At 46.0% G+C, this 25,071-nt stretch carries 28 protein-coding genes; 11 read left to right on the top strand and 17 right to left on the bottom strand.

Features of this window, described 5'->3' with window-relative positions:
• Nucleotides 1–354: 354 nt before the first annotated feature.
• Entirely contained in the window at nt 355–558 is a 204-nt protein-coding gene (locus tag QUB51_RS27705; RefSeq protein WP_333212398.1) for a hypothetical protein, read from the top strand.
• A 223-nt stretch (nt 559–781) separates the two neighbouring features.
• On the opposite strand, the gene QUB51_RS27700 is transcribed toward QUB51_RS27705, so the two are convergent.
• Nucleotides 782–2,071, bottom strand: coding sequence for a glucose-1-phosphate adenylyltransferase (locus tag QUB51_RS27700; RefSeq protein ID WP_333057746.1), 1,290 nt, complete (start codon nt 2,069–2,071; stop codon nt 782–784).
• 918 nt (nt 2,072–2,989) lie between these two features.
• Between QUB51_RS27700 and QUB51_RS27695 the strand changes: the two genes are divergently transcribed.
• The gene (locus tag QUB51_RS27695) at nt 2,990–4,456 is read left to right on the top strand and encodes a glycoside hydrolase family 13 protein (RefSeq protein ID WP_333057748.1); all 1,467 of its coding nucleotides are present in this window, start codon (nt 2,990–2,992) and stop codon (nt 4,454–4,456) included.
• Between the two features lie 154 nt (nt 4,457–4,610).
• On the opposite strand, the gene QUB51_RS27690 is transcribed toward QUB51_RS27695, so the two are convergent.
• The gene (locus QUB51_RS27690) at nt 4,611–4,775 is read right to left on the bottom strand and encodes a hypothetical protein (protein ID WP_333057750.1); all 165 of its coding nucleotides are present in this window, start codon (nt 4,773–4,775) and stop codon (nt 4,611–4,613) included.
• 165 nt (nt 4,776–4,940) lie between these two features.
• Nucleotides 4,941–5,366 carry a DUF2358 domain-containing protein gene (locus QUB51_RS27685; protein WP_333057773.1) on the bottom strand — a complete coding sequence of 142 codons (426 nt, stop codon included), beginning with the start codon at nt 5,364–5,366 and terminating at the stop codon, nt 4,941–4,943.
• Between the two features lie 58 nt (nt 5,367–5,424).
• Here QUB51_RS27685 and QUB51_RS27680 point away from each other — a divergent pair, with 58 nt between their 5' ends.
• Nucleotides 5,425–6,003, top strand: coding sequence for a hypothetical protein (locus QUB51_RS27680; RefSeq protein WP_333057751.1), 579 nt, complete (start codon nt 5,425–5,427; stop codon nt 6,001–6,003).
• Between the two features lie 34 nt (nt 6,004–6,037).
• On the opposite strand, the gene QUB51_RS27675 is transcribed toward QUB51_RS27680, so the two are convergent.
• Both QUB51_RS27675 and QUB51_RS27670 read right to left on the bottom strand, forming a co-directional pair.
• Nucleotides 6,038–6,433 carry a VOC family protein gene (locus QUB51_RS27675; protein WP_333057752.1) on the bottom strand — a complete coding sequence of 132 codons (396 nt, stop codon included), beginning with the start codon at nt 6,431–6,433 and terminating at the stop codon, nt 6,038–6,040.
• Nucleotides 6,434–6,486: 53 nt separating this feature from the next.
• Nucleotides 6,487–7,671, bottom strand: a complete 1,185-nt coding sequence (locus tag QUB51_RS27670; RefSeq protein WP_333057753.1) for a histidinol-phosphate transaminase — start codon at nt 7,669–7,671, stop codon at nt 6,487–6,489.
• Nucleotides 7,672–7,854: 183 nt separating this feature from the next.
• Here QUB51_RS27670 and QUB51_RS27665 point away from each other — a divergent pair, with 183 nt between their 5' ends.
• Entirely contained in the window at nt 7,855–8,136 is a 282-nt protein-coding gene (locus QUB51_RS27665) for a WGxxGxxG family protein (RefSeq protein ID WP_333057754.1), read from the top strand.
• A gap of 159 nt (nt 8,137–8,295) precedes the next feature.
• Here the strand turns inward: QUB51_RS27665 and QUB51_RS27660 are convergent, their stop codons facing one another.
• The 7 genes from QUB51_RS27660 to gor all read right to left on the bottom strand — a co-directional run bounded on the left by QUB51_RS27660 (nt 8,296) and on the right by gor (nt 13,927).
• Entirely contained in the window at nt 8,296–9,003 is a 708-nt protein-coding gene (locus QUB51_RS27660) for an ROK family protein (RefSeq protein WP_333264152.1), read from the bottom strand.
• 32 nt (nt 9,004–9,035) lie between these two features.
• On the bottom strand, nt 9,036–9,731 hold the full coding sequence (locus tag QUB51_RS27655) for a YqiA/YcfP family alpha/beta fold hydrolase (RefSeq protein WP_333057756.1): 696 nt from the start codon (nt 9,729–9,731) through the stop codon (nt 9,036–9,038).
• 101 nt (nt 9,732–9,832) lie between these two features.
• Nucleotides 9,833–10,318: a Spy/CpxP family protein refolding chaperone gene (locus QUB51_RS27650; RefSeq protein ID WP_333057757.1), complete on the bottom strand. Its 486-nt coding sequence runs from the start codon at nt 10,316–10,318 to the stop codon at nt 9,833–9,835.
• Nucleotides 10,319–10,337: 19 nt separating this feature from the next.
• Nucleotides 10,338–10,784 (bottom strand): hypothetical protein, encoded by a 447-nt coding sequence (locus QUB51_RS27645; protein WP_333212404.1) that lies wholly within the window; start codon nt 10,782–10,784, stop codon nt 10,338–10,340.
• Nucleotides 10,781–11,371: a sigma-70 family RNA polymerase sigma factor gene (locus QUB51_RS27640; RefSeq protein WP_333057759.1), complete on the bottom strand. Its 591-nt coding sequence runs from the start codon at nt 11,369–11,371 to the stop codon at nt 10,781–10,783. The genes QUB51_RS27645 and QUB51_RS27640 overlap by 4 nt, the downstream gene beginning before the upstream one ends.
• 300 nt (nt 11,372–11,671) lie before the next feature.
• A complete protein-coding gene (locus QUB51_RS27635; protein ID WP_333212406.1) occupies nt 11,672–12,208 on the bottom strand; it encodes an opioid growth factor receptor-related protein in 537 nt (178 codons plus the stop codon).
• A gap of 375 nt (nt 12,209–12,583) precedes the next feature.
• The gene (gene gor / locus QUB51_RS27630) at nt 12,584–13,927 is read right to left on the bottom strand and encodes a glutathione-disulfide reductase (RefSeq protein ID WP_333057761.1); all 1,344 of its coding nucleotides are present in this window, start codon (nt 13,925–13,927) and stop codon (nt 12,584–12,586) included.
• Between the two features lie 281 nt (nt 13,928–14,208).
• On the opposite strand from gor, the gene QUB51_RS27625 reads away from it, so the two are divergent.
• Complete coding sequence (locus QUB51_RS27625; RefSeq protein ID WP_333057762.1) at nt 14,209–14,868, top strand: Uma2 family endonuclease; 660 nt, start codon at nt 14,209–14,211, stop codon at nt 14,866–14,868.
• A 752-nt stretch (nt 14,869–15,620) separates the two neighbouring features.
• Nucleotides 15,621–16,385 (top strand): ABC transporter ATP-binding protein, encoded by a 765-nt coding sequence (locus QUB51_RS27620; protein ID WP_333212409.1) that lies wholly within the window; start codon nt 15,621–15,623, stop codon nt 16,383–16,385.
• Nucleotides 16,386–16,567: 182 nt separating this feature from the next.
• Here QUB51_RS27620 and QUB51_RS27615 read toward each other — a convergent pair whose 3' ends face one another.
• The 3 genes from QUB51_RS27615 to tadA form a co-directional block, all read right to left on the bottom strand.
• Nucleotides 16,568–16,936, bottom strand: a complete 369-nt coding sequence (locus QUB51_RS27615; protein ID WP_445243070.1) for a hypothetical protein — start codon at nt 16,934–16,936, stop codon at nt 16,568–16,570.
• A 238-nt stretch (nt 16,937–17,174) separates the two neighbouring features.
• Nucleotides 17,175–17,846, bottom strand: coding sequence for a lysophospholipid acyltransferase family protein (locus QUB51_RS27610; RefSeq protein WP_333057774.1), 672 nt, complete (start codon nt 17,844–17,846; stop codon nt 17,175–17,177).
• 300 nt (nt 17,847–18,146) lie between these two features.
• Nucleotides 18,147–18,647 carry a tRNA adenosine(34) deaminase TadA gene (tadA, locus tag QUB51_RS27605; protein ID WP_333108241.1) on the bottom strand — a complete coding sequence of 167 codons (501 nt, stop codon included), beginning with the start codon at nt 18,645–18,647 and terminating at the stop codon, nt 18,147–18,149.
• Between the two features lie 75 nt (nt 18,648–18,722).
• On the opposite strand from tadA, the gene QUB51_RS27600 reads away from it, so the two are divergent.
• Both QUB51_RS27600 and menB read left to right on the top strand, forming a co-directional pair.
• Nucleotides 18,723–19,319, top strand: coding sequence for a TerB family tellurite resistance protein (locus tag QUB51_RS27600; protein ID WP_333057766.1), 597 nt, complete (start codon nt 18,723–18,725; stop codon nt 19,317–19,319).
• A gap of 286 nt (nt 19,320–19,605) precedes the next feature.
• Nucleotides 19,606–20,439: a 1,4-dihydroxy-2-naphthoyl-CoA synthase gene (menB, locus tag QUB51_RS27595; protein ID WP_333057767.1), complete on the top strand. Its 834-nt coding sequence runs from the start codon at nt 19,606–19,608 to the stop codon at nt 20,437–20,439.
• A gap of 230 nt (nt 20,440–20,669) precedes the next feature.
• On the opposite strand, the gene QUB51_RS27590 is transcribed toward menB, so the two are convergent.
• Nucleotides 20,670–20,972, bottom strand: a complete 303-nt coding sequence (locus QUB51_RS27590; protein WP_333057768.1) for a hypothetical protein — start codon at nt 20,970–20,972, stop codon at nt 20,670–20,672.
• A 498-nt stretch (nt 20,973–21,470) separates the two neighbouring features.
• On the opposite strand from QUB51_RS27590, the gene QUB51_RS27585 reads away from it, so the two are divergent.
• Together QUB51_RS27585 and QUB51_RS27580 are read left to right on the top strand one after the other, a co-directional pair.
• The gene (locus QUB51_RS27585) at nt 21,471–22,718 is read left to right on the top strand and encodes a hypothetical protein (protein ID WP_333057769.1); all 1,248 of its coding nucleotides are present in this window, start codon (nt 21,471–21,473) and stop codon (nt 22,716–22,718) included.
• A 268-nt stretch (nt 22,719–22,986) separates the two neighbouring features.
• The gene (locus QUB51_RS27580; protein ID WP_333057770.1) at nt 22,987–23,691 is read left to right on the top strand and encodes a PspA/IM30 family protein; all 705 of its coding nucleotides are present in this window, start codon (nt 22,987–22,989) and stop codon (nt 23,689–23,691) included.
• Between the two features lie 54 nt (nt 23,692–23,745).
• On the opposite strand, the gene QUB51_RS27575 is transcribed toward QUB51_RS27580, so the two are convergent.
• Entirely contained in the window at nt 23,746–23,922 is a 177-nt protein-coding gene (locus QUB51_RS27575; protein ID WP_333057771.1) for a hypothetical protein, read from the bottom strand.
• Between the two features lie 70 nt (nt 23,923–23,992).
• Between QUB51_RS27575 and QUB51_RS27570 the strand changes: the two genes are divergently transcribed.
• Entirely contained in the window at nt 23,993–24,778 is a 786-nt protein-coding gene (locus QUB51_RS27570; protein ID WP_333057772.1) for a PspA/IM30 family protein, read from the top strand.
• Nucleotides 24,779–25,071 lie beyond the last annotated feature (293 nt).

Genomic DNA, 25,071 nt, shown 5'->3' with positions numbered 1-25,071 from the left:
TCCCGCCCGTCCAAAAAGGACGGGCGGGACGCCCATCCCACTTTCAAGAGTGAAAGTTATTTAATTCTCATTCCTTAGCAGGTTTTCATCAGCAAGTTCGGTCAAATCTGGTTTCTAAATTGTGACTATATAATACCCTAAATTGCGCCGTTCTTCCACAAAATTCCTAGATATTTTTTATTCACCCCAGATCCGTCCTATAAAATTTTATTTTTACAACCTCTGAATAGATTTAAATCCAACTAATATAACATAATTTCTTTGCTGTCTGTTAGCTAAATCACACATTTTTATAAAACATTAAGATAGAATAGTATAGCGATAAGCTTTTAACGCTACTAGGGTGCTAACATTATGAATTATTTGCTAAGTTGGCCTTGTGGCTGCTGCGACGATTGGAAAGATAGTTCCGAGAGTGCTGTGGTACTCAGAAACGGGCAGCGCATTTGTCAGTCGTGCTACCAGCGCAAATACAAGAATCATAAGCTATTCGCTAGACGCAGGCGATCGGACATATCTGTATCGCGGCAGACAGTAACAGAGACTCTCGCTTATTAATACGCGAGCCTTTGAATAAAGTCAAGTATTTAGACAAACTCGCATCAGTGGTGGGAATTAATAATCAACAAAAAAAAGAATGAATTTAGTCATCAGTCATCAGTCATCGGTCATTGGTGATCTGTCACTAATTTACTTATTTATCATCAGTCACTTGAAAAGCAGGTAACAGATTTTAACTTAAAAAACGAATGACTGACGACTAATGACTAATGACTAATAACTAAATGATAGTTCCATCAGGAATCGTGGCATTTTTCAGGACTACGATAATGCCGCTGCGGATGTAAAAACCTTGGTTTTCGCGGTTGGCTTCTTCCACTCCGTCTTTATTAATTATTTGAACATTGCGGCCGATGCGGGCATTTTTATCCACAATCGCGCGGCGAATTGTAGTATCTGCACCGATACCGAGGGCGACGCCGCCGTTGTCCAAACTCGAATGCCGTTCGGCGTCGGGTTCGTAGAAGTCAGCACCCATTACCAGGGTGTCTTGAATTGTACATCCAGCTTCAATGCGCGATCGAACTCCCAACACAGAATGGTCGATCCGGCACTGTTTGAGAATGCAGCCTTCAGCAATAATCGATTCCGTCACGTGAGTATCTAAAAGCTTAGTCGGCGGCAAGAAACGCGGGCGAGTATAAATCGGCGCATTTTCATCGTAGAAACTGAAAGGCGGCTGAGGCTGTTTGGTCAGAGCCAAGTTAGCATCGTAAAAAGCCTCAATGGTTCCGATATCTTCCCAATAATCGTCAAACAAATAAGCTTGAACGTTGTGGTCTTTGGCATTATTCGGAATAATCTCTTTACCAAAATCAGTTTGGTTGGGAGATTCTTTCAGAAGTTTAATCAGAACTTCTTTTTTGAAGACGTAAATCCCCATCGAAGCAATGTAAGGACTTTCCTGAGCCTGCTGCGCTGTCAGTCCCAGTTTAGTAGTATCGACCTGCATTTGTTTGAGCGCATCGCCTTTTGGCTTTTCGCTGAAAGAAACAATGCGGCCGTTGTCGTCTATTTTCATCAAACCAAAATCCGAGGCCCGCTTCTCGTCCATAGGCAAAACCGAGAGGGTGATATCGGCATTGGTTTCGCGGTGTCTCTGCACAAACTTCTGGTAGTCCATGCGGTAGAGGTGATCGCCCGAAAGAATCAAGTATTCGTCAACGTCCCACTCTTCTAGCAGCCAGAGATATTGGCGAACTGCGTCGGCTGTCCCTTGAAACCAGTTGGGGTTTTCCTGAGTTTGCTGGGCGGCGAGAACCTCCGCAAATCCCTCGGTGAAGCCGGAAAACTGGTAGGTGCGAGCAATGTGACGGTTCAGGGATGCCGAGTTGAATTGCGTGAGGACGTAGATTTTGACTATTTCCGAGTTGATGCAGTTGCTCAGAGGAATATCGATGAGGCGATATTTGCCTGCGAGGGGAACTGCGGGTTTGGCTCGCAATTTGGTTAGGGGGTAAAGGCGGGTGCCTACACCGCCACCGAGGATGATGGCTAAAACTTTTTTCAAGGAACTTTCTCCCTAGGGTCGATTAACTCTCCAAGTACAGTGTCGGATGGTGAGGGCTTCTTGACAAGGGGGGGGAGCAAGGAAGTTTTGAGTTTTGAGTTATGAGTTGAGTCGCTTACACAGAAACCGGGTTGTTTAATCCAAATACTTCTTCAAACCCTCAATAAGAGTTAAAAAACCCGGTTTCTGAGAGTTGGAGTGCGTCCGGGACAGGAGTTAGGAGTTTTGAGTTGTGAGTTAAAATACCCATCAATCCATAATCGATATTTAAAAAGTTTTGAGTTGTGAGTTAAAATACCTTTCAATAAATAACGGCAGTTTAAGGAAAGAATAAGGTTCGGGGTTTTGGCTGTTAATAACAAGTTTGTTGGGTAAATTCCCCGTTTTCATAATTTCTCGATCGAGGCTCATGGCGCTGTTGTTCTTTTTTAAGGCAGGTAGTCGATCGCACTGCCACGCCCGCTGACCGAAAATCCAGGATACCCGCCACGTGATTCATCCGTCCAGAAATAAAAAACCTGTATCCTATGTAACTTGCCGAACGTATTTATCTCGCGCAAGTCAATGCTTCAATTCTAAAATCTAAAATTTAAAATCTAAAATCGCGCAATCGATTGACACTCTGTGTGATCCTTTCCTCGCATGGTTCTGCTTGAATGTGAGTGATCCGGTTTTTTTAGCGGGCGTTTCTGTTACCTGAGTTTGTCCGAGTCCACAGCACTCAAGAAGCGCTGCCCGTCGGGACGATAAATTGCTAGGTAGAGTCAGTTTTCCATCTTAGATTGACTGCAAATTTGTGTGATTTTTTACAATTTGTCGATCGACAAAAAGGGAGAAAATGTCTATTCTCTACCAAAAGTTAGATACCCTAGAAACCTCTGCTACTGTAGCCTAAGCGGTAAAAGCTAGAAAAAGTGTATGCAAATTCAAACGCCGGACTGGGTTAAAAACGCCGTATTCTACCAAATATTCCCCGATCGCTTCGCCAAAAGCAAACAGCCTCGCAAACGCATGCTGCAAAACTTCATGTGGGAAGAATGGCACGCAATCCCCACCCTGCAAGGCTACAAAGGGGGCGACTTGTGGGGCGTGATGGAAGAGCTAGACTACTTGCAAGACTTAGGAATTAACGCAATTTACTTCACCCCCATATTTCAGTCGGCCAGCAATCACCGCTACCACACCCACGACTACTATCAAGTCGATCCGATGTTGGGTGGCAATCCGGCTTTTAAAGAGCTTCTAGACGCCGCTCACGATCGCAACATCAAAATCGTCCTCGACGGCGTATTCAACCACGCCAGCCGCGGCTTTTTCTTCTTCCACGACATCCTCGAAAACGGCCCCGGTTCTCCTTGGCTCGATTGGTTTAAAATTGAAGGTTGGCCGCTATCTGCTTACGACGGCAATTTTCCTGCTAATTATGCCGGTTGGGATGGGAATCGAGCCCTTCCTGTATTCAATCACGACAATCCAGAAGTGCGAGAATACATCATGGAAATCGCCGAATATTGGATTAAATTCGGCGTCGATGGCTGGCGGCTGGACGTTCCTTTTGAAATTAAAACTCCGGGATTTTGGCAGGAATTTCGAGACCGAGTTAAAGCAGTTAATCCCGAAGCTTACATTGTGGGGGAAGTTTGGGAAGATGCGACAGAATGGCTCGACGGTACTCAATTTGACGGGGTGATGAATTATCTTTTTGCTGCACCGACTATTGCTTTTGCAGCGGGGGACAGGGTTGATTTAACTCAAATTGAAGGCCGTGCTTACCATCCCTATCCGCCGCTTTTTGCTAAAGAGTACGGCGACAAAATTCAGCAGGTTTTGGAAATGTACCCGTGGCCCATACAGCTAACTCAACTTAATTTGTTGGCCAGTCACGATACTGCGAGGTTGTTAACAATTGCAGGAGGCGATAAAGCTAGTGTCGAACTCGCAACTTTGCTGCTGTTAACTTTTCCCGGAGCTCCTAGCATTTACTACGGCGATGAAGTTGGTTTGCCCGGTGCTCTCGATCCCGATTCTCGCCGCGGTTTCCCCTTACAAGCTCGCTGGGAACTTGATGTTTTAGATTATCACAAGCAGTTGATAGCTTTGCGGCACAAATACGCTGCCCTCCGCACTGGATCGTACCAAGTTCTGTTTGCTGAGGGAACGGTTTACGTTTTTGCCAGAATTTTGGGGGATGAGGAAATAGTTGTTGCTGTCAATGTCGCGACCGAAGAAGCTAATATTAGCTTTGAGCCAGCTAGTTTGAAATCTCCTCACGATAAATTGCTGTTCGGTAAAGGCGAGTTTGTTTGGAAAGGTGACGGGAAAACTCGCCTTTTAGAATTGATGCTGCCGGCGCGATCGGGATTGATTTTAGGTTCGGATAATTAGTTCAGCAATTACGCAAGTGTCACGATTCAATCGACTTGTAGGGTGCGTCAGACCGATTGATGGACGGATGATCGAGGGTTTGGGATCTGACCCACCTTACTAATTGTGACACTTGCGTAATTTCTCTAGTTTAAAATGTAAGGTGCGCCCATAATCACCCTACTAAATCTAGAGATGCCGCAAGTTTGATTATGCTGCAAGCAATGCTGGTATAAGGTGCCGGTGTTTGCAATAAATCTAACAAACCAGCCGCTTCAATAACAGTCACGGGTGTTTTGAAAGAGTCTGCATTGGTGGCAGTCTGGACAATATCAGCCATGAGATTTTTCAGGAGTGCAAATAGCAGAAAATCCATCAACGGCGACAATCATTTTAGCAATTTACAAATAGCAGAAAATGAATCGGAGGGATGATGATTATTTTAGCCATTATAAGTTAATTCGGTTGCTGGCTCTGATGGCGAGGCGCGATCGACCTTTTTGGCTTATACTTGGGTCGCCTCCTCTCCCTTGCGGAAAAACTGCTTTAAAATCTCTCCGGGTTCTCTGTCCCAGGTGTCGATATGTTCGTAAATTAAGCCGTCTTTGTCCAGTTTATAAGTAGAGTAGCCGTTAAAAAAAATCCGAGCTTTCCAGGGAACCCGCAGTGTGCCGCGAACAGTCCAATTTGCCACAATACTATCATGGGCTGTCTGACCTACGTCGTGCAGGTCGAAGAAAATCTCGTTAAAGAATAGCTGCCCGTGAAATCGCAGAGTCCAAAAGATAATGCGATAGTTGATTTTTCCTTTAAATTTGTTAACAGGGTCTTGAAAATAAACATCTTTTGTGTAGATGTCGTAGGAGATGTCTTTCTCAAAAAGCGTCGGGAGATCCGCTTTCAGGGTATCTACTGCTTGTTCTACCTGCATTTGATATTCGATCGCGCTCAAACTACCACCTTGTGACAGTATTAATTTATAACTTTAAATGAATAATCTCGATCGGCAGCGGGAGGAGAAAAAAATTGATACTTCAACCAGCTCTAATCTTACCTCTAATTATATTGTCCCCCTCGGCCTTTCTGCTGACCCGGACTTGCGACATCGAAACCTTGGCACAGATTTGACAGAACACCCCCACTCCTCTGACATTCTCGCAGAAATCAACAGCGGCAAGCTGTTGATGGTAGATAGCCGTCGCCGGAACGGCCTAATTTTGATTAAACGTTTCCACGCGGAGTTTGCCGGGCCTGGGGCTGCCGTTGGGGGCGCTTTTGATGTTGACTCTGTGCAGGCTATTCCCGTGGGCGATTTTTGTTTGGTTTGCCCTCACTCTCCCCAAGAAATACAGAAAGCTTTGGGAATTCGGCGGCAGTGGGTGCGGTTAATGGAACAGTTAACGGCAAAGCCTACAGCTTTGGAACGCGCACACATGGTTTTAACTCAGTTTGAACAATATTTGGATTCGGAAACGGTGGCACAAATTCCCGATGAAGCTTTGGCACTTTTAGTAGGCGTATTTCCTCAAACCCTTCGGGCGGCGCGGCAAGGAAATGATCAGTTATAAATTGGTGTAGATACCTTATGGTGTGATCGCGCTGCTACAAGCTCCACTCGGCATTCTGCAAAACTACTCGATAGCCATCTGGGTCTTCAAAGGTCACTCCATCTTTGTCCCAGTAGGGATTGTAGGAGTTTACAGGCTCAAATCCCATTGCTTTCATTCGCTCAACAACCTGCTGCCATTCTTGGTGGTTAGGAAGGTAAAAGACGATAAGATTGTCTTGAGTTGGAGCGCCACCTACAATATGTCCCCGTTGATGGATGAATTCAAAGTGGTGGCTTTCTCCTGGCATCCCAACCATTACTCCGTCAAAACCTTCATGGTTTTCAAAACTATCGAGGATTTGCAGCCCTAAACCCTCTGTGTAGAAATGAACAACTCGATCGAGGTAATCCGTTGGACGAGCAACCCGTAAAACCTTTCCTTGAAGCATATATATCTTCTCCCAAGTTATTTTTGTGTTAAGCAGAAACGGGATACCGAATATTATGACTTGTCAAAAATTTCTCCTATGCGATCGACTGTCCGCTGATTTTCCTCCGGGCTACCCACCGTAATTCGCAAACCTCCTCCAGTATGCCTAATTAAAGTACCTCCCTCTTTTAGCTGCTGCATGATTTGTTTGTGTTCCTGTTCGGCAGATTCGCCCTCGCCGGCTTTCGCCCGCAGGTAAACAAAGTTAGCCGCACTCGGCCAAACTTGCAATTTTTGATGCTGAGTTAGGGCTGCAATTAATTTGGCTCTTTCTGATAGAGTTTCGGGAATGGTTGCTAGCAATAACTGTCGCTGCGCTAGGGCTAACTCGGCTGCAGTTTGCGAGAAACTGGGAAGGTTGTAGGGGAGGCGAATTTTTTCTAAGGCGGCTGTAAGTTCGGGATGGGCGATCGCATATCCGACTCTCATTGATGCTAGTCGAAATGCTTTGGAAAATGTCCGCAAAATTATCCAATTCGGGTGATGGTGCAATTGGTCTGCTAAAGTATTTTGGCTGAATTCAAAATAGGCTTCGTCAATTACTACTAATATCTCTTCGGGTAAGTTTGACAACCATTTTATTTCATCTGCTGTCAAAGCATTGGCTGTGGGCGAATTGGGGTGAACGACAAAGACGGCGCGCACGGGGGGATTTTGATTTTGGGCTATGGCCCTTTTAGCCGCCTCGATATCGATTTCAAAATTCTCCTCTTTCCGCTGAACACTGACAACGGGAATTCCGAGGGTTTGGGCGATTATTCCATACATCGAAAAGGTGGGATTCGCAACGAAAATAGAGCCTGTACCGCCTAAGCAAGTAGCTATTAAGATGGATCTAATTAGTTCGTCGGAACCGTTACCCACAGAAATATTGTCGGCTGTAATGGCGGTTTTTGGCACTGTAACCCCCCCTAGCCCCCCCTTGTTGGGGGGGACATTTAGGGATTCATTGACGTATTGGGCGATCGCCTCTTTGAGCGCTGCGTGGCCTCCGTCGGGATAGCGATTTGTCTCAATTAACTGCTGGTAAGTCCAAGCTAGCTTTTTTTTTAATTCTTCTGGCAAGTCATAGGGGCATTCGTTGGTATCAAGGCGATCGATCGCACTTTCCGAGTGCGCTGGTTCTCCTGATGTGCCGCCCGGATGGGGAGTGTATGCGGTAAGTTCGGCTAACTCTTTTCGGATAAAGGGAAGCATGGTATAATTTACGACTTTTTATTTTAGATTATCTGCTTAGAAGCATCTGAACTTAGCATAGAGCTTGTTCTATCTCGAAAGCAAGAGGAGAGAAGGAATTGAGTTTCTGTCGATCGATTGATGCGTCGGCTGCGGCCAAGTGATTATTCTTAGAAAGTAACTGCTAATATGTGGAAACCAAGTATGAAAGTCAAGCCTTCCGATATATCTAAAAGTGCCGCCGCTACCCTCATAGCTTTGAGTGTGGCGATTCTCCCTTCAGCGCCTGCCTGGGCTCAAACGGACTCAGCTCCGGCACAGAACAATACTGATTCTAATCGAGTTATTCTAGACACCACTCCCCTTCAAGAAAGCAAGGAAGACAACAATCATTGGGGTGCTTTGGGTTTGTTGGGCATCCTCGGTTTGGCGAATCTCTTTCGCAAGGATGAACCCAAACGCTACCGCGATCCGATGGGCGAATAATTTTTTAAACTGCCATCGCACCAGCCAAAAAACCAAATCAACCGTCGTGGATTCAGAAACCGGGTTTTTTACCGAAAGACTGGATTATTGCCTTTAATCCGAGTAACAAATCCGGTTTCTTTGATATATTTGGGTATTTTGGTCACAAAGTTTGTTTATTCAATCACGCCACAAAGCAATCCCGCCCAATAAACCGCTCACATTTGGTACTATTTTAACCTGCGGCGGTAACTCAACAGCAATCTTTTTAGTATTGCCGCCGCCGATGTAAATGCGATCGCAGTTAAAGAGATTTTGCAGATAGGTGAACGCTTTTTCCAAACGGCGATTCCATCTTTTGGAACCGACTGTATCTAATGCCGATCGCCCTAATTGCTGTTCGTAAGTTTCCCCTTTGCGAAACGGGTGATGTCCTAATTCTAGATTTGGCACCAAGATACCATCGACAAATAAGGCAGAACCGAAACCGGTGCCCAGGGTAATTACTAATTCTACCCCCGTCCCAGCAATTGCTCCCAATCCTTGAATATCGGCATCGTTAGCCACTCGCACAGGTTTTCCCAAGCGATCTTTGAGGGTAGTTTCTAGGTCAAAATCTATCCAAGACGGATCTAAATTCACTGCGGTTTTGATGACGCCTAGACGCACGACGCCGGGAAAACCGACGGATACTCGGTCAAATTCCCCTTGTCCGCTTGCTAAAGAGGCGATCGCCTCTAATACGGGTTCCGGTTTCGGTGGTTGAGGCGTTTCTAAACGGCTGCGTTCCGTTTGGGGCTCGCCTTCATTGTCCAAAACCATAACTTTTATGCCACTTCCGCCAATGTCAACGGCTAAGGTGCGAGTCGATCGATCTTGTTGAGTCATTTGATTGTTAAGACTTGCAAGTTGGTCAAATTTTAATTTTTGAATTGGCAAAACTTTTGAATCGCTTCCCAAATTTCCGCTAGGACATTTCCCAAAGAATGATCGTCTTCTAATTCGATTAATTGCACCCAGGGACGGTTAGCGGCAAAATCTCTGCTAGCTTGAATCGGTATTATTGTATCATGCTGGCCGTGAAGGATTAACGTAGGGACTGACCGCATTAATTTTTCTTCAGGGTATTGAGCCATATCTGCCAAAAACTGATAATTCAGCGGCAGATAACCTTGTTCGCCGTAGTGGTAAACGGGCAAATATTTCTCCGACTGCCACTTTTCTAACTGTTGCTGTCCCAACAGCGGCAGCCAGTGGGAGATAAATTGAAAAGCCGGTGCTAACAAAACTATTTGTTTTACTGACAATTGTCGCTGGGCCAACCAAGCCGCTGTCAGCCCCCCAAAACTAGACCCAATTATTGTAACTCCCCCTAATTGTTCCTTATCTGCCGATGGGGAGGATATCGAATTAGCGGTTTGCAAAAATTCTGTTTCTATTTGCTGCAACTGGCGGGTGAGGGTGAGACCGGAAAAATCGTTTTGATTGAGATCGGGAGTTTTTAGGTCAATTTCTAGGGACGAAAAGCAATCTCGGAAATATCTTGCCTTAAGGGAATCGGGACTTGATGCAAATCCGTGTAAATAAATGTAACTCGAATGGTTTTTTAAATTCATTCAGTAATTGATATTTAACAACAAATATTAATTATAACACCCACAGCCCCGACTTCTTTAAGAAGTCGGGGCTCTAATAAGCCGTGAACAAAATGGCACTATTACTGCGGTTTTTGACGGTTTTGCATCCGGTTTTTAGCATTTTGTCGGCGCTGCTGCATCAGTTGAGCGAATTGGCTGCGCTGTTCAGGCGTGAGCACTTCTCGCATTGCGAGTGTATTTTCAAATTGCACCTCTTCAAACTGCTGTCTCAATCCCATTATTTGACGGTGTTTTTCACGAATTTCGCTGGCATTTGCCGTGCCGGACATCATCGTGTCCAATTCTTGTCGGGCTTGGCGAACTGCTTGCATTCGCTGGGAAAGTTGGTCTTTGTAGCGATCGCGAACTGCTTGCATTTGCTGCTTTTGGTCAGCGCTTAAATTCAGTTGCTCAAACATCCCGCCTTCCTTGCCAGCGGGTCGATTTGGTCGCTGATTTTGGGCAATTGTTTCCGGTTCTAAAGGATTAGGAACTGCTATTGCTGCGGCTGTGCTGCCGAGAGTCAGCATTAAAACGGCTAGGGCAGAAATACGACGAATTGACATGAAAATTACCTCTTTGATATTACTTATTTGTTGGCGGTTCGCTTTCCGAGGAAACAGGGAAATTCAACCAGTCTGTTGGCGGGCGATCGGTCATAGTTTCTTGGGGAGAGTCATGGAGTACACCCTCCCAGTTAGTCACTAAAAATGCTTCTAAGTTAGCTGTTTCCTCATCTGGTAATTGTGCAGTCTCAAACGGACGGTAGCCAGACCAAAAAAGTAGCAGGCTAGCAGCAATCGCAGACGACACAGCCCACTTAGAAACAGATGATATTTTTAACCTGTCATGAGACTTAGGTGACGTAGTTACTCGCCTTTTTTCCCGGTGTTTTTCATTAAGAAGGCTCGCCTGATTAGTTTCTATTGCTGCTAGAATTTTTTGCTCTAAATCTGGTGCAGCTTCAGGAATATTGGCGCGATGTTGCTTCAAGAAATTAACTAACTCTTGGTCGCTGCTTGGGTTATTCATAGCTCGCTGACACCTTCTTTTTGCAAAAATTGCCGCACAGCATTTCGGGCATAAAACACGCGAGATTTGACAGTTCCCGCAGGCAGTCCCAAAATTTGGGCTACTTCTTTTTGCGGGATGTCTTCTAAGTCGTGCAGCACCAAAACGCTGCGGTGTTCAAAGCTCAATTGCTCCAGTCCGCGCTGCACTAAATCTTGATAGTGCAACTGCATCAAGTCCGATGTGTTATCTTTGAGAATAACCCGATCCATTGTTTCTTGATTTTTGAGTTGGGAGTCAAAAGAATGCTGTTTAGCAAATGCTTGTCTTTGGTCGGAAGCCACATTCCAAGTGATTCGATAAAGCCAAGTAGAAAAGTTTTCCTGGTGCTTGAGTTTGGGCAATCCTTTCCAGACTCGCAGGAATACTTCTTGTGCTAAATCGTCAAGAAGCGAGGGGCCGCAGAGTTGGTAAAGGGTTGACCTGACTTTGAGTTGGTAGCGTTGGTAAAGGTAGCGAAAGCAAGTGCGATCGCCCTTTAAACATTGAGCAACTAAGTCCGAGTCGGAACAGTCATCGATTAAAACATTGGCTGACACAGCTAACACCTGTGAAGTCTCCCCCACCAGTTCGTTATCTGAAGTGTTTAGACAGGGCGATCGCGAAAAAGGTTCAAATCATTTAAAATTTTATTTTGAGCATGAATCCGCTTGGGCTGGAAAACTGCACCAATGTCAGTAACAGGCTTTCCGGCCTGTTCCACAAAAATTAAATAAATTTTCTTGTGGGGAGTAAAGGTTGGGCTTCTAGCCCGCCCCTAACAGGCAAGAGACCTGTTCCACAAAACTCAATTTTATTGTGGAACGGGCCGAAGAGCCCGTTCTTAACAATAATGCAAGATGTGAGTTCTAACGATTTACAGCATTTTTCCAATAAGTATAAGTTTCTAAACCAATACTTTTTTGGTCTTCATTATAGATATCATCTAAACATTTGAAAAGAGCCAAAGCATATTTTTTTAATCCCAACTCTGTTAAACTTGTGAGAATCCTAGTCAGCCGCAAATAGTTGTGATTAAATTTTTCTATCCACTGTCTTTTTCTTGACAAATATTCTGCAGATTTGGCAATTACAATTTCTGCGTTTTCCCCTTCGCGGCATTCCAACCCGTAAAACGCCAGCATGACTTTTAGAGATTTGAATAAGCGACTTCTCAACTCTTCACTTGTTCTAAAAGCTTTAATTACCTCATCATTTAAAGTTGGAGCACTGGAATTAAAGCGACTCTTTTCTCTCAGCGGAAACAGCCATTGAATGTAATTGTGCACGGATTCCAGCTTCTGGTAATCCCACGACCAAATATCCTCGATCGCCCGACCTTGAGAATCAGGCTGCTGACCGAGATAGAATGCTAAAATTTTGTTTTGTTTGGTTGAATTACTCATTAATCTGCTATACAAAAAATCAGAATGTTACTCTTCAGTCGGTTAAAACTGAGATGTTACACCAATATAAATAAAGGAATTTATCGCGGGGTGGGGGCGGTTTTTGACTCTTTGGGTATCTGTTTAAGCTATTGGTGAACCCGCCCCTAAAGATTTTTAAGAATGTTGTTCTTCAGTCAGTTTTAACTCACATCTTGCACCATTCGCAATTACCTGTAGGGGCGGGTTCGCCAACAGCCTCTCCGGTTGCAGATAGGTTAAATAAACCCGCCCCAACCCCACCAATAGCCCTTTATTGAGATTGGTGCAAGATTTCAGTTTCAACCGACTTTAGCTATTAGCCAGGGGTTTAAACCCCTGACTGCTTCCCCCGCTTTACCGCAGAGTCACAAACTCTTCAGCAGTCGATGGGTGAATGCCAATAGTCGCGTCGAAGTCTTTCTTCGTAGCCCCCATATTAACCGCGATCGCCATTCCTTGAATAATCTCGCCCGCGTCTTTCCCAACCATGTGCACACCCAAAACTCTGTCAGTATTAGTTTCAACAACTAACTTGACAAAAGTTTTCTCATCTGCACCTGTCAAAGAATGAAACATGGGTCTAAACTTGGCTGTATAGCACTTAATTGATTCGGGAAACTTGGCTTTAGCTTCCTCTTCTGTTAAGCCAACTGTAGCTGCTTCCGGCTGCGAAAATACTGCTGATGCAACATTTTCGTGACTGATCGATCTGGGGTTATTACCAAATTCAGTATCTGCAAAAGCGCGGCCTTCGGCGATCGCAATTGGCGTTAAATTGATGCGGTTGGTGCAATCTCCCACTGCAAAAATGTGGGGCTGACTGGTGCGGCTGTCTTTGGTAACTGCGATCGCACCTTTATCGGTTTCTACCCCCGCATTTTCTAAACCCAATTTTTCTAAATTTGGTAAGCGCCCGGTAGCGCACAACAGGGCGTCTACTATTAGCGTTCCTTCAGATTTTCCCGACAGAGTTAATTTTAAACCTTCTGGGGTTTTCTCAATTTGTGCGATCGAGCTTTCTGTCAAAAATTCGATTCCGTGCTTAATCATTCCTTCTTGCACGTTGGCGCGAATTTCTGCGTCGAAGTAGTGCAAAATTTGATCGCGCCGGATGATTTGAGTTACTTGGCTTCCCAACCCGTTCATGATGCAGGCAAATTCGACGCCGATGTAGCCACCGCCCCAAATTGCTAAGCGTTTTGGCTGCTCTTTTAGCAAGAAGATTTCACGGGAAGTAATCGCGTGTTCGATACCGGGAATGTCAATGCGATGGGCTTCACCGCCCACTGCAATTAAGATTTTGGCGGCGGTGATTTTTCTGTCACCAACTTCGACGGTATGGGGGTCAATAAATTTGGCGTATCCTGAGATTAATTCGACTCCGGCTTTTTCAAGAAAGCTGATGTGCAGTTTGCTGAGTCGGCGCACTTCTGTGTCTACCGTGGTGACAAGTTTTTCCCAATCAAAGCTGCTTTCTACTGGACTCCAACCGTAGCCCACCGCATCTTCGTAAAGGTGCGAAAATGTGGAGGCGTACACCATGAGTTTTTTGGGGACACAGCCGCGAATTACGCAGGTTCCGCCTACTAAGTCATTTTCGGCGATCGCCACTTTTGCGCCGTAGGATGCTGCTCGCTTGGAACTCGCCAATCCGCCGGAACCCGCACCTATCACAAACAAGTCGTAGTCGTATGTCATAATTGTCTGTACCTTCTTATCGCCCACTTACCAATTTTACGCTTTACTTTTCTTAATGATATCTCAAAAAAATTTTGTTTTTTTTGGGGTCAACTACTTTACTTTTTGCGCTTACTGAGGTATTATTTAATAATAGGAATATTTGCATTAATTTTAAAATTGCTCACACTCCCATTATTAGACTATAGCACAAGCGACCGACAAGAAACATATAAAAATGTAAATTTTTTTTCTGCGGCAGATGAGGAAATAGCTAATTATAGTTCTCGGAGACAACCACCATGCAAGTCACGACCGAACAAATTATTTATCCATGCAGCGACGGTCAACCAATGGCAGATAGCACAATTCAATACAAATTAATCGTCAAAATCAAAGAAGGTTGCGAATCGCTGTTTAAAAACGACCCAAACGTGTTTGTAGCAGCCGATTTACTGTGGTATCCAGTTGAAGGTAGACCAGACATTTCTCAAGCACCGGATGTCATGGTAATATTTGGCAGACCAAAAGGCGATCGACGTTCCTACCTGCAATTTAACGAAGATAATATTGCTCCCCAAGTTGCCTTTGAGATTCGCTCTCACAACGACAGACAAACCAAGATGTACAAAAAACTTTCATTTTACAATCGCTATGGAGTCGATGAATATTACCTTTACGATCCCGAAAGCAACGATTTGAGCGGTTGGCAAAGAATTGAAGGAAACTTAGAAATAATTGAGCCGATGGAGGGCTGGGTAAGTCCGAGATTGGGAGTACGATTTGAGTTGGGCGAAGCTGGGTTAGAAATTTATCGACCCGATGGACAAAGGTTTCTTTCCTATGCGGAATTGGAGGAACAGGGGGAATTAAACCGCCAGCGTGCCGAACAAGAAGCTCAAAGAGCCGAACGTTTGGCAGCAAAACTGCGCGAATTGAACATCGATCCTGAGAGCATTTAAGCGACAAATTAGACCTCTTGCAAAGGTCAAAAACACCCCCCTCAGTCCCCCCTTGCTAAGGGGGGAAGCAAGAAAAATTAGGCTCCCTCCCCGCGACTTCGGGGAGGGTTGGGAAGGGGTCTCAGCATTTTTGCAAGAGCTCTATTGTTGAATTTAGGGCTTACGCATCAAGACCACAGAAACCGGGTTTTTTATGGTTTATGCGCGCTGTAGCGAATGATGTTCGTGAAAAAACCAGGTTTCTCACCACCTTTGTGTAAGTTCCATAATTACAATTTGTCCCACTTGTTTAAAGTCGCGAAGCAATCTCCATTCTTCGGGATTGGTTCACTCTACTCCGGTGCATTTGCAATGACCGAAAGCATCCAGAATACAAGCCCCTAGATTCATTCCTTCGGAGACTCAGAACCCAGAGATAAAAAACCTGTATCCGATGAAACTTTCCCCCCTAATTTATCTCGCGCAAGTCAGTCGATTTTAGATTTTAGATTTTAGATTTTAGATTTACCCCACAGATAAATCTGGGAGCTTGAACTAGGGTCTAAAATTTTTATCTTTCCACGACTTAAGTCGGGAGCTTGTATCCGTTTTTGGGCCTTGTCAATGCTTCAATCTAAAATCTAAAATCTAAAATCTAAAATCGATTGACGCCTGATACTAAAATTAGCGTCCAAACGATCGCCACGACCGCCGCCAAAACCGATAAGAAGTGTTAAGTTAGTAGTTAGTTGTGTCGATCGCACAGAAAAAAAATGCCTGAACTACAAACCGATACATACCAAGACCTCGACCCGCAAGTCCTCTCAAAGCCAGTTGTTGTCGGTCTGGAAGATGTAACAAAAGTTTACGGGATTGGCGACCTCGAAGTTCGCGCCTTAAACGGCGTCAGCTTGACGGTAAGACAAGGAGAATATTGCTCGATTATGGGCGCATCGGGATCGGGCAAATCTACAGCTATGAATATTATCGGCTGTCTCGATCGACCTACGAGCGGCAGTTACTACTTAGACGGCGTAGATGTCGCCCAAATGCCCGAATCAGAATTAGCCGGAATTCGCAATTTAAAATTAGGTTTTGTCTTCCAACAATTTCACCTGTTGCCTCAATTGACCGCCTTAGAAAATGTCATGTTACCGATGGTTTATGCCGGCATTCCCGCAGCAGAAAGACGGGAACGGGGAGTAGACGCTTTAACAAAAGTAGGGCTGGAAAGTCGGCTGCAAAACAGACCAAATCAACTATCAGGAGGACAGCAGCAGCGGGTAGCCATCGCCAGGGCTATTGTCAACCGTCCCGTGTTGTTGCTGGCTGATGAACCTACAGGTGCATTGGATACAAAAACTACTCAAGAAGTAATGGATATTTTTACAGAATTCAACGAAAGCGGCATGACTGTTGTGATGGTAACGCACGAACCCGAAGTAGCGCGTCAAACTCGCCGCGTTGTCTGGTTCCGCGACGGTAAAGTTATTCACAATAATCTCAACCCGGAAGAACTTTCACACGCGGTATTTTAGTAGAATAGTCCGCGAAAAGCGAAAAGAAAATCGGGCGAGTGAAATCGCTTCTAGACAAACGAAGTCCACTCCAAGCGGACTGAAGAATCAAGAGGGTATTACTTCTATCCAAGAGGGCTTTAGCTATTAGACAGGGGTTTTCAACCCCTGGCGGACTAATAGACAAAACGCCAGATATCTGATTAATGAAAAGCACTGGGAAAAGCTTCCCAAACTCGATCGACAAAATCTCTAAGTTGCCGAGATGCGATCGCACCATCCTTTTTCTCAGCATCCAGAGACTGCAACTGAGTCAACAGCGAAATCACCTCAGTATCCAGCGCAGCCCGGAACAAACTCAGCGGCCACAGCAAATCAGCACCATCCCGCAAATCGGATAAAGTGTAGTCTTCCGACCATTGCGCCGATAAATCCTTCCCTGACAGTAATACAACTAACATTAAAGGGCGCACCCAACAAATTTGACGTGCCTCAACCACTTGGATCACCTCTGAATGCAGGCACGCATCTCCACATTCTAAACTGACAATTTGACCCGGCTTAAAGTTCAAAGCACAATCCATTAATGCTCACACTTAATACAGACATAACAAAGCAGCGAAATAAGTGCTGCATCTCTCCACAGCACCGGAAAACATTATATCATAATTCCTTCTTCCTTCTTCCTTCTTCCTTCTTCCTTCTATCCTTTACATCCGTTACATCCGTTACAAAATCCGTTGCCGAACTTCCTTCTTCCTTCTATCCTTTACATCCGTTACAAAATCCGTTGCCGAACCTTCTTCCTTCTCAACTTTCATCAAGCTTTTTAAGAGCCATTTCGAGATCGGCTGTCAACAATCGTGCTTCTTTTTTACCACCGCCACCATGGGCATAATCCGCCACGGAAATCGGAGAACCGATCGCAATTTTTACCTGAGCACCCCATTGAGGAATCCGCGGGCGATAGCGGATACTCATCGGTACAATTTTCACCCCCAAACCCGGTTTGCTCAACTCTGCTTGCATTGCCAAACGCGCCAATCCCGGCTTAATCGGATGAACTTCGCCATCCTGAAAAATACCGCCTTCGGGAAAAATCACCAACATTTCCTTGTCGAGGAGTAATTCCACCCCATAACGGAGACTGCCAATTGCCGGATGCTTGAGATCCACAGCAAACCCCCCCAAATGTCTGATGAACCAACCTTGCAGTCCTTTGACCTCATCAGCAGTTACCATAAACCGCAAATCGCGTCCAGTCACCTTCTGTCCCGTTGAATAGGGCATCATCAGGGCATCCCACCGGGAGCGGTGCGTAGGGGCTAAGATGACAGGCCCGTCTTTCGGCAAGTGCTCCTGTCCGGTTATCTCAATCTTGCCAAAATGAAACGGTAGGACAACATAGTGACCTAGCGGATAGAGCAAGGAGGTTAACCAAGGAGAAACGCGAGAGGTATTAGATGCTACCTTGGCAGGCATTGGCTTCACTAGAGATGATTTACTGGACTGCTTGATCGAGATATAAAGTCTAAAGTAAGGTGTTGGTCAAATCTTTAGTTTTTGGATCGGGACAGTTTTGCTATTGGCCTTGTGCCGATCGAGCGATCGCGCCCGCAAGAGATAATCTGTCACAGGTAAAACCTCAGCCAACCGGACAGCACTAATGCAGAGCAGTCGGCCGCCTGGAAAGCTTGATCGGGCAATTACGGATCTATTATTTCAGTTAAAGGATCAATTTCAATTAAACATCGCCCCGAAGAGAGTAAAAAATTTTACCTGTTAATTTTTCCGGCGCGCTTCAAACCAAGAAAGCAACTGATCGCGGCAAACAGACTCCATAATACCGCCGAGCACCTCTAAGCGGTGACACGAATGCGCGCTATCGGGAATATTAGCGGCAGTCCGAATCGTGCCAGTTTTCGGGTCATCTGCTCCGTATACCAGCAAACCAATCCGAGCTTGGACGATCGCACCCGCGCACATCGGGCAAGGCTCCAGCGTTACGTAGAGCGTGCATTGGTTGAGATGCCAGTCTTGCAAAACTTTGCCTGCCGCGCGCAAAGCCAAGATTTCAGCGTGAGCAGTCGGATCGCAATCTCGCTCTCGCCGATTTTGCGCTTCGGCAATCAATTTGCCAGTACCGTCAACAATGGCAGCACCCACAGGTACTTCACCAGCATCACCCGCTGCTTGCGCCAGTTCCACAGCCCTAGTCATCCAACGTTTGTGAATAAAATAAGTAGTCTCACTAATAGACAACGGCTCAGCTTTATAATTCACGTCATCCCTAAGTAACAGAAAAACTTAAGATCGATAAAGAAAGTTACATTACAGCTTAATCGAGAGTCTTTAATTATGGACACCACTACGATTACCACTGAAATTGTTGAGCTGTTGTGCCGCATTAGTCGGCAAAAGCTGCGCGAACAAGATATCACTCCTTTGGTAGTGTTTCTGACGGCTCTGATTTCCATCCTGCGCGGAGTGATGATTATTGACAGGACGATCGCAGTTGAAGAAGAAGAACGGCTGCAAAAGACTCTCAAAGCCTTTGCCAGCGGCGACCGCGATCGGGTAGAACTAATTCAGCGCCTTGTCAAAGGAGTATCAAAACAGCAGGTTTACTTCAACCCCACGGAATTGCTAACCCTGACAGCTTTGTTCTCAGAATCAGAAAAACTGTTGCTCATCGGTTCCGGCTACGAAATGTCAGCGGCCGACGGACACATCGACCTGCGGGAGCAAATGTACTTACAGTCGATCGCAAATCGGCTCGGCCTCGACTCCAGACACATTGCAGTCATAGACACTTTATTTACTAAAGAAGGAACCCTCGACTCAGAAGCTTTTGCCGAAGTTCAAGCTTTACTCGATCCCAGCGAATTCGAGTCCCGCGATCCGGTATTTGGCAAAGCAGCAAAGCACTTGCTGAGTATTTTACTCCGCCAATAATCCAGCCCCTATAAATTTTTGGGCAGTACAAAGTAGTGAGAGAGGATTTCGAGGATTTGACGCTGTTTCCATTGGAGATGGGAATTGGGCGCTCTTACCTACCAAGAGCGCTGCACGGCGTATGTTGCTCAAAAACCTGGTTTCGGCCTAAGTCCCGCTTGATTTTTTTTTTGCAAGAGTCGATCGACCCTTGTATCCCATTGAACCGAATGCCTCTAAAATCTAAAAGCGACTTGTCGCTGCCTTGATAGACCCAGCTTGGTGTCAAATCTAAAATTGATTGATTATGCAAATTGAATGGCAAACCGCCAAAACCTACGAAGACATTCTCTATCACAAAAGTGGTGGCACCGCCAAAATTACCATCAATCGACCTCACAAACGGAACGCTTTCCGTCCCAAAACAGTTCTGGAACTGTGCGATGCCTTTACTGATGCCCGCGAAGACACAAAAATCGGCGTTGTCCTGTTCACCGGTGCGGGGCCTCATACAGACGGGAAATACGCCTTTTGCGCCGGCGGCGACCAAAGCGTGCGGGGTTCGGCGGGATATGTAGACGAAGGTGGCATACCCCGGTTGAACGTGCTCGACTTGCAGAAGTTAATTCGATCTATGCCCAAAGTTGTAATTGCTTTAGTTGCAGGCTACGCAATTGGAGGGGGTCACGTTCTGCACTTAATTTGCGACTTGACGATCGCTGCTGACAATGCTATTTTCGGACAGACCGGCCCCAAAGTCGGCAGTTTCGACGGTGGTTTCGGAGCTAGCTATCTCGCCAGAGTAGTCGGCCAGAAAAAAGCCAGAGAAATTTGGTTTTTGTGTCGCCAGTACAGCGCGCAGCAAGCCCTAGAAATGGGTTTAGTCAACTGCGTCGTGCCCGTCGAACAACTAGAAATAGAAGGGATTCAGTGGGCTGCGGAAATTCTCGAAAAAAGTCCGATCGCGATTCGCTGCTTGAAATCCGCTTTTAATGCCGACTGCGACGGTCAAGCCGGTTTGCAAGAACTGGCGGGAAATGCCACTTTGCTGTACTATATGACCCAGGAAGGCGCCGAAGGCAAACAAGCCTTTTTAGAAAAACGGGAACCTGATTTTAGTCAATATCCTTGGCTGCCATAACTGGATGGAGAAATCAGTTTTTTTATGCGCTCATATTAAAGTAGATGCTGCTGATTTTTCTGAGTTAGTAAAGCCCAATGCACCCTGTCGTCCAAAAGTGTCAGTATTGATACCTGTTGCCAAAAAAGAATGAAACTGCTTTGCCAGATGCAAACCATGATAATGATCGGTGATTCCCCTATCGAAAATCGAAAATCGAAAATGGTATGAGCAGCAGGGCAGCCGACGAACTAAACTGAGACTGCTGCAGCGGATTTTTCGGTTAACGTTGTGCCTGTAAGCTGGCAGGCATTGCGCTCAGAAAGAGTGACGGTGGCATCCTGCAGCGTCAGAGTCGATTCTGGCCACAGTCCAATTTCTTCTATGTTTTCCCAAGATGACCTAAAAGGCGAAACCGCTAAAGCACAAGCTTTCCAGTGACTTTGAATCGGCCCGCCTAATAAAGCGCAAACACCCCCGCGTCTGCCTTCAGGGGTATAGTGACGGCAGTGACCACAAGCTGAAGTTAAAGGTGAAGTTAATGAGGTTTGCATAAAAGTTCTTAGGGAAATCATTTTCATCTCTAATTGTCCCTTGCAGAGCTAGTCTGCCTTAGAGCATCCCAACCTTTATGCTGTCTGGGTTGTAGCGATCCCCAAAGCATAATTAAATTTTATAATTTATTTATAATCTCGTTATATATAGAAACAATTAGCTCGGTGCTTGCTCATTGTATAGGTAAAAACATAGGTTAAAAGTTTATAAAGGCGTTAGGGATCAAGAAAAAGTACAAATACCCAAGGAGTATGAAAGGTCACAAATAAGCGGTAGCTCAGGATACAAAAATTGGCTGAGAGTGTCGGTAAGCAGCCTCCGGGAAACAGCAACAATTAAGTTTTCAAATGAAAATGAAAAATAGCTGCCGGCGATCGGGCCCTTGTTGCATTGACGCCAAAAGTAGCTAATCATAAAATAGGCAAGTTTTCAACCTTCTTGTTTATCTCTACAATCAAAATATTAAAATTAATTCAGAGGCGGTAGGAGTTTTGCTAATGAGTAAGCGTTCTTCGGTTGAATCCCCAAATCATCAATCCTCTTCAACCCCAATCAACCCTGCTTTGCAAGCAGTCCTGGGGAGTCTAGATGTAAACCTAGAAGCAGAACTGACAACATACAGAAGGCACAGGAGGCGCGCCGAACAGTGGGTGTCGCCCTCAGTTCGTAGCGGCAAGCAAACAGCCACAACCGAGCAACAGCTAGCCCAAAATTTGCCGCCGGAGACTGCGGAGGAAACCCAGCAGCCCCTATCGCTGCCGCTATCCCTTGCCGGCACTCAGGGCGATGCCCCGCTAGCAACTACCAGGGGTGGCACAAAATTATCTAGCAGTGCCCAGGCACCCCACAAGTATCTCGAATCAAGCGAAAAACTGATCGAAAGTTTGGACGAGTCAAAAGCTGAGCCTACAGTAGAACGCAGTTTAGCCGCCAGTTTGTTAACTCCCTTGGGACTGAGTTCGATGCTGCTGTTTTTGCTGTCATGCACAGCTTTGGGCTACGCAGTCATGTACCCGTCAAATCTAGTTAAGATTGCCGGCCTGAACCGTTTGCTCGATCGCACCTCACCCTCTCCCAGCAACAGTCGCGCCTCTACTGCCATCTCTGATACCAGCACCAAGGAACTACCGAAAGCTCCCAATCTGGTATCCAAGGAATTTGTCGAGCTAGATTTGAGCACTCTCAGCAATGTCAAGCCGACAGTCAGCCCGATTCCTTCCCCGTCACCAAAAGCATCAATCCCGCCAACTCCGCCAGCGCCTCCGGGCCCGGGCGCGGCTGTGCCGATTCCGACAGAAGACGGCAACCCGGCCAGAGGCAGGGAACAAGGACTCAACAATCTGAGCACGGCTTTGCTTCCCACTCCCAGCCCCAGCGCCGCCCAGCCAGTGCCGACACTGCCGACACTGCCTCCAACACCCTCCCCAGCCCAGCCAGCCTCCCCAGCCCAGCCAGCCTCCCCAGCCCAGCCAGCCGCCGCATCCCCAGCCGCCGCATCCCCAGCCGCCACACCCCCGCTGGGAAGACCTGCACGGGCCGCCGACGGTTTCTATTACGTTGTCACCGATTACACCGACGAAAAATCGCTGCAGCAAGCCAGAACCGCTGTTCCCGATGCCTACGTGCGAAACTTCTCAAAGGGTGTCAAGATCCAAATGGGGGCTTTGAACGATGCTGCCTCAGCAGAACGTTTGGTGAAAGAACTCCAAGAAAAAGGGGTGAAGCCACAATACTATCAACCATAAATTAGGCAAAGACAATTAAACTAATGATCGGGGAGTAGGTTGGGCCGAGGCACGAACCCTCGGTTTCGCTTCACCCAACATTTGCTCAGTTTTGATGGGTAATGCTCGCGCCCTACCCATCCTAAAAATAATCATGACGACCTAACTTAGAGGGAATTAAAATTTCACAATTAAAAATTAAAAAGACGATTGATGAGTATTCATTTTTAATTTTTAATGGTGATTTCTCTGTCTTAATTCTAAAGTTTAAAATTGGGAGACTGGCAAAATGGGATTATTCGATCGCCTATGGCGAGTGATTCGAGCCAATATTAACAGTTTGGTCGGGGCTGCCGAAGACCCAGAAAAAATTCTGGAACAGGCTGTAATGGATATGCAGGAAGACTTAGTGCAGCTCAGACAAGCTGTGGCAGGAGCGATTGCAGCTCAAAAACGCACTGAACGCCAGTGCTCCCAAGCTGAGTCTACAGCAGCAGAATGGCATCAGCGGGCGCAGCTAGCTTTGCAAAAAGGCGAGGAAAATTTGGCGCGGGAAGCTCTGACGCGCAAGAAATCTTATCAAGAAACGGCAACGGCGATGAAAGCCAGTCTGGATCAGCAATCGGCTGTTGTGACTAAACTTAAAGAAAATATGCGGGCGCTCGAAAGTAAAATTTCCGAGGCAAAATCTAAAAAAGATATGTACATTGCCCGAGCTCGATCGGCCGCATCGTCGGAAAGGCTGCAAGAAATGATGGGCAATCTCAGTACCGGCAGCGCTTTGAGCGCGTTTGAACGGATGGAAGAGAAAGTCATGGAGCTAGAAGCTCGCTCCGAAGCAATCGCAGAACTCGGAACTAATGATTTAGAAAAGAAGTTTCTCTCTCTCGAAGGCGCCGACGATGTGGATACCGAGTTGGCGGCGATGAAAGCACAAATGCTTCCGGGCAACAATACACCCAAATTGCCGTCGAGGGAGCCGCCCGCATCCTGAACCCCAGACAACAGAACAAGAGTCGGGACGAGCAAAAACTTCTCAACAGCCTAGCTAGAGATGGCTCGAAGCCTGTTGGGGAATTCCCGGATCGAAGTTAAACTCAAGAGGTAGGTGCATGAATAAGCTTGCCTGCATCACATTACTCGATCGCTTTAAACTGGATTTATCTGTCTGCAAAAATTGCCAAAAACTAAATCGCACTAAAAATCTGACCAGAGTGAATTTCACAACTGCGGGCTAGGGCTATCAAGCCTGCTTTCCGCCTACTTCGTACACCTCACCCAGGAAAAATAGCATTATGGGATTATTTGACCGCATTAGCCGAGTCGTCAAAGCCAATCTTAACGATCTGGTCAACAAAGCTGAAGACCCGGAAAAGATTTTAGAACAGTCTGTTACGGATATGCAGGAAGACTTGGTGCAGTTGCGTCAGGCCGTTGCCAGCGCGATCGCCACTCAAAAGCGTACCCAGACTCAGTACAATCAAGCTGAATCTCAGTCTAACCAGTGGCAGCAGCGCGCTCAGCTAGCCCTGCAAAAAGGAGACGAGACTTTGGCCAGGGAAGCGCTAGTTCGCAAAAAGTCTCACGCTGAAACGGCGGCTACCCTGAAAGCCAGTCTGGATCAGCAATCGGCTCAGGTGGAAAGTCTCAAGCGCAACTTGATCGGTTTGGAGAGCAAAATTTCCGAAGCTAAGACTAAGAAGGATATGCTCAAAGCGAGGATATCCGCTGCTAAAGCTCAGGAACAGCTCAACAATTCCATTGGCTCCCTGAATACTGGCAGTTCAATGGCAGCTTTCGATCGCATGGAAGAAAAAGTTTTGCAGATTGAAGCTCGCGCGGGGGCTTCGGCAGAACTCGCCGCCGGCGGCAGCAATTTAGAGGAACAGTTCCGCTTGCTTGAAAGCGGCGGTGATGTTGACGACGAGTTGGCTCAGATGAAAGCTCAACTTACCGGGGGTTCTGTGTCTCAAGGTCAATTGCCTGCAGCGGGTAAAACGGCAGCAGCTAGTAGCTCGGAGTCGAGCCCGGTGATTGATGCTGAGTTGGAAGAATTGCGATCGCAGCTCAATAAAATGTAGTAATCTCTATCAAAATTTACTTATTTCTCAGATCGCAGGTTTGATAGAATGCTCCGCCGACCTACAGGACTAGCTTGGGAGGTCGGAGTTTTTTTGACAAATTCTCCTATGCACAAATTATGAATCATGTCAACTATATTTATATTGATTTAAGGAATTAAGTGTTTAAAAAGTGATAGAGTAATTTTATTCCTTGCAAGATGGCTAGCTTGGGAGGTCAATCGATTTTAGATTTTAGATTTTAGATTTTAGATTTTAGATTTTAGATTTTAGATTTTAGATTTTAGATTTTA

Origin of the sequence: Microcoleus sp. AT8-A3, from assembly GCF_036705675.1 — a bacterium.
Lineage (GTDB): Bacteria > Cyanobacteriota > Cyanobacteriia > Cyanobacteriales > Microcoleaceae > Microcoleus.
Note: the sequence above shows the minus strand (reverse complement) of the source record. Positions and strands in the feature narration are given on the sequence as shown.

What these genes read in the sequence shown, in the direction of transcription:
- QUB51_RS27610 (WP_333057774.1), bottom strand. Translation starts at nt 17,846, where the DNA reads ATGCCTGCCAAGGTAGCATCTAATACCTCTCGCGTTTCTCCTTGGTTA.
- QUB51_RS27660 (WP_333264152.1), bottom strand. Translation starts at nt 9,003, where the DNA reads ATGACTCAACAAGATCGATCGACTCGCACCTTAGCCGTTGACATTGGC.
- QUB51_RS27685 (WP_333057773.1), bottom strand. Translation starts at nt 5,366, where the DNA reads ATGCAGGTAGAACAAGCAGTAGATACCCTGAAAGCGGATCTCCCGACG.
- QUB51_RS27620 (WP_333212409.1), top strand. Translation starts at nt 15,621, where the DNA reads ATGCCTGAACTACAAACCGATACATACCAAGACCTCGACCCGCAAGTC.
- QUB51_RS27680 (WP_333057751.1), top strand. Translation starts at nt 5,425, where the DNA reads ATGAATAATCTCGATCGGCAGCGGGAGGAGAAAAAAATTGATACTTCA.
- QUB51_RS27590 (WP_333057768.1), bottom strand. Translation starts at nt 20,972, where the DNA reads ATGCAAACCTCATTAACTTCACCTTTAACTTCAGCTTGTGGTCACTGC.
- QUB51_RS27635 (WP_333212406.1), bottom strand. Translation starts at nt 12,208, where the DNA reads ATGAGTAATTCAACCAAACAAAACAAAATTTTAGCATTCTATCTCGGT.
- QUB51_RS27690 (WP_333057750.1), bottom strand. Translation starts at nt 4,775, where the DNA reads ATGGCTGATATTGTCCAGACTGCCACCAATGCAGACTCTTTCAAAACA.
- QUB51_RS27570 (WP_333057772.1), top strand. Translation starts at nt 23,993, where the DNA reads ATGGGATTATTTGACCGCATTAGCCGAGTCGTCAAAGCCAATCTTAAC.
- QUB51_RS27670 (WP_333057753.1), bottom strand. Translation starts at nt 7,671, where the DNA reads ATGCTTCCCTTTATCCGAAAAGAGTTAGCCGAACTTACCGCATACACT.
- gor (WP_333057761.1), bottom strand. Translation starts at nt 13,927, where the DNA reads ATGACATACGACTACGACTTGTTTGTGATAGGTGCGGGTTCCGGCGGA.
- QUB51_RS27705 (WP_333212398.1), top strand. Translation starts at nt 355, where the DNA reads ATGAATTATTTGCTAAGTTGGCCTTGTGGCTGCTGCGACGATTGGAAA.
- QUB51_RS27580 (WP_333057770.1), top strand. Translation starts at nt 22,987, where the DNA reads ATGGGATTATTCGATCGCCTATGGCGAGTGATTCGAGCCAATATTAAC.
- QUB51_RS27675 (WP_333057752.1), bottom strand. Translation starts at nt 6,433, where the DNA reads ATGCTTCAAGGAAAGGTTTTACGGGTTGCTCGTCCAACGGATTACCTC.
- QUB51_RS27655 (WP_333057756.1), bottom strand. Translation starts at nt 9,731, where the DNA reads ATGAATTTAAAAAACCATTCGAGTTACATTTATTTACACGGATTTGCA.
- QUB51_RS27585 (WP_333057769.1), top strand. Translation starts at nt 21,471, where the DNA reads ATGAGTAAGCGTTCTTCGGTTGAATCCCCAAATCATCAATCCTCTTCA.
- menB (WP_333057767.1), top strand. Translation starts at nt 19,606, where the DNA reads ATGCAAATTGAATGGCAAACCGCCAAAACCTACGAAGACATTCTCTAT.
- QUB51_RS27600 (WP_333057766.1), top strand. Translation starts at nt 18,723, where the DNA reads ATGGACACCACTACGATTACCACTGAAATTGTTGAGCTGTTGTGCCGC.
- QUB51_RS27625 (WP_333057762.1), top strand. Translation starts at nt 14,209, where the DNA reads ATGCAAGTCACGACCGAACAAATTATTTATCCATGCAGCGACGGTCAA.
- QUB51_RS27665 (WP_333057754.1), top strand. Translation starts at nt 7,855, where the DNA reads ATGAAAGTCAAGCCTTCCGATATATCTAAAAGTGCCGCCGCTACCCTC.
- QUB51_RS27650 (WP_333057757.1), bottom strand. Translation starts at nt 10,318, where the DNA reads ATGTCAATTCGTCGTATTTCTGCCCTAGCCGTTTTAATGCTGACTCTC.
- QUB51_RS27645 (WP_333212404.1), bottom strand. Translation starts at nt 10,784, where the DNA reads ATGAATAACCCAAGCAGCGACCAAGAGTTAGTTAATTTCTTGAAGCAA.
- QUB51_RS27695 (WP_333057748.1), top strand. Translation starts at nt 2,990, where the DNA reads ATGCAAATTCAAACGCCGGACTGGGTTAAAAACGCCGTATTCTACCAA.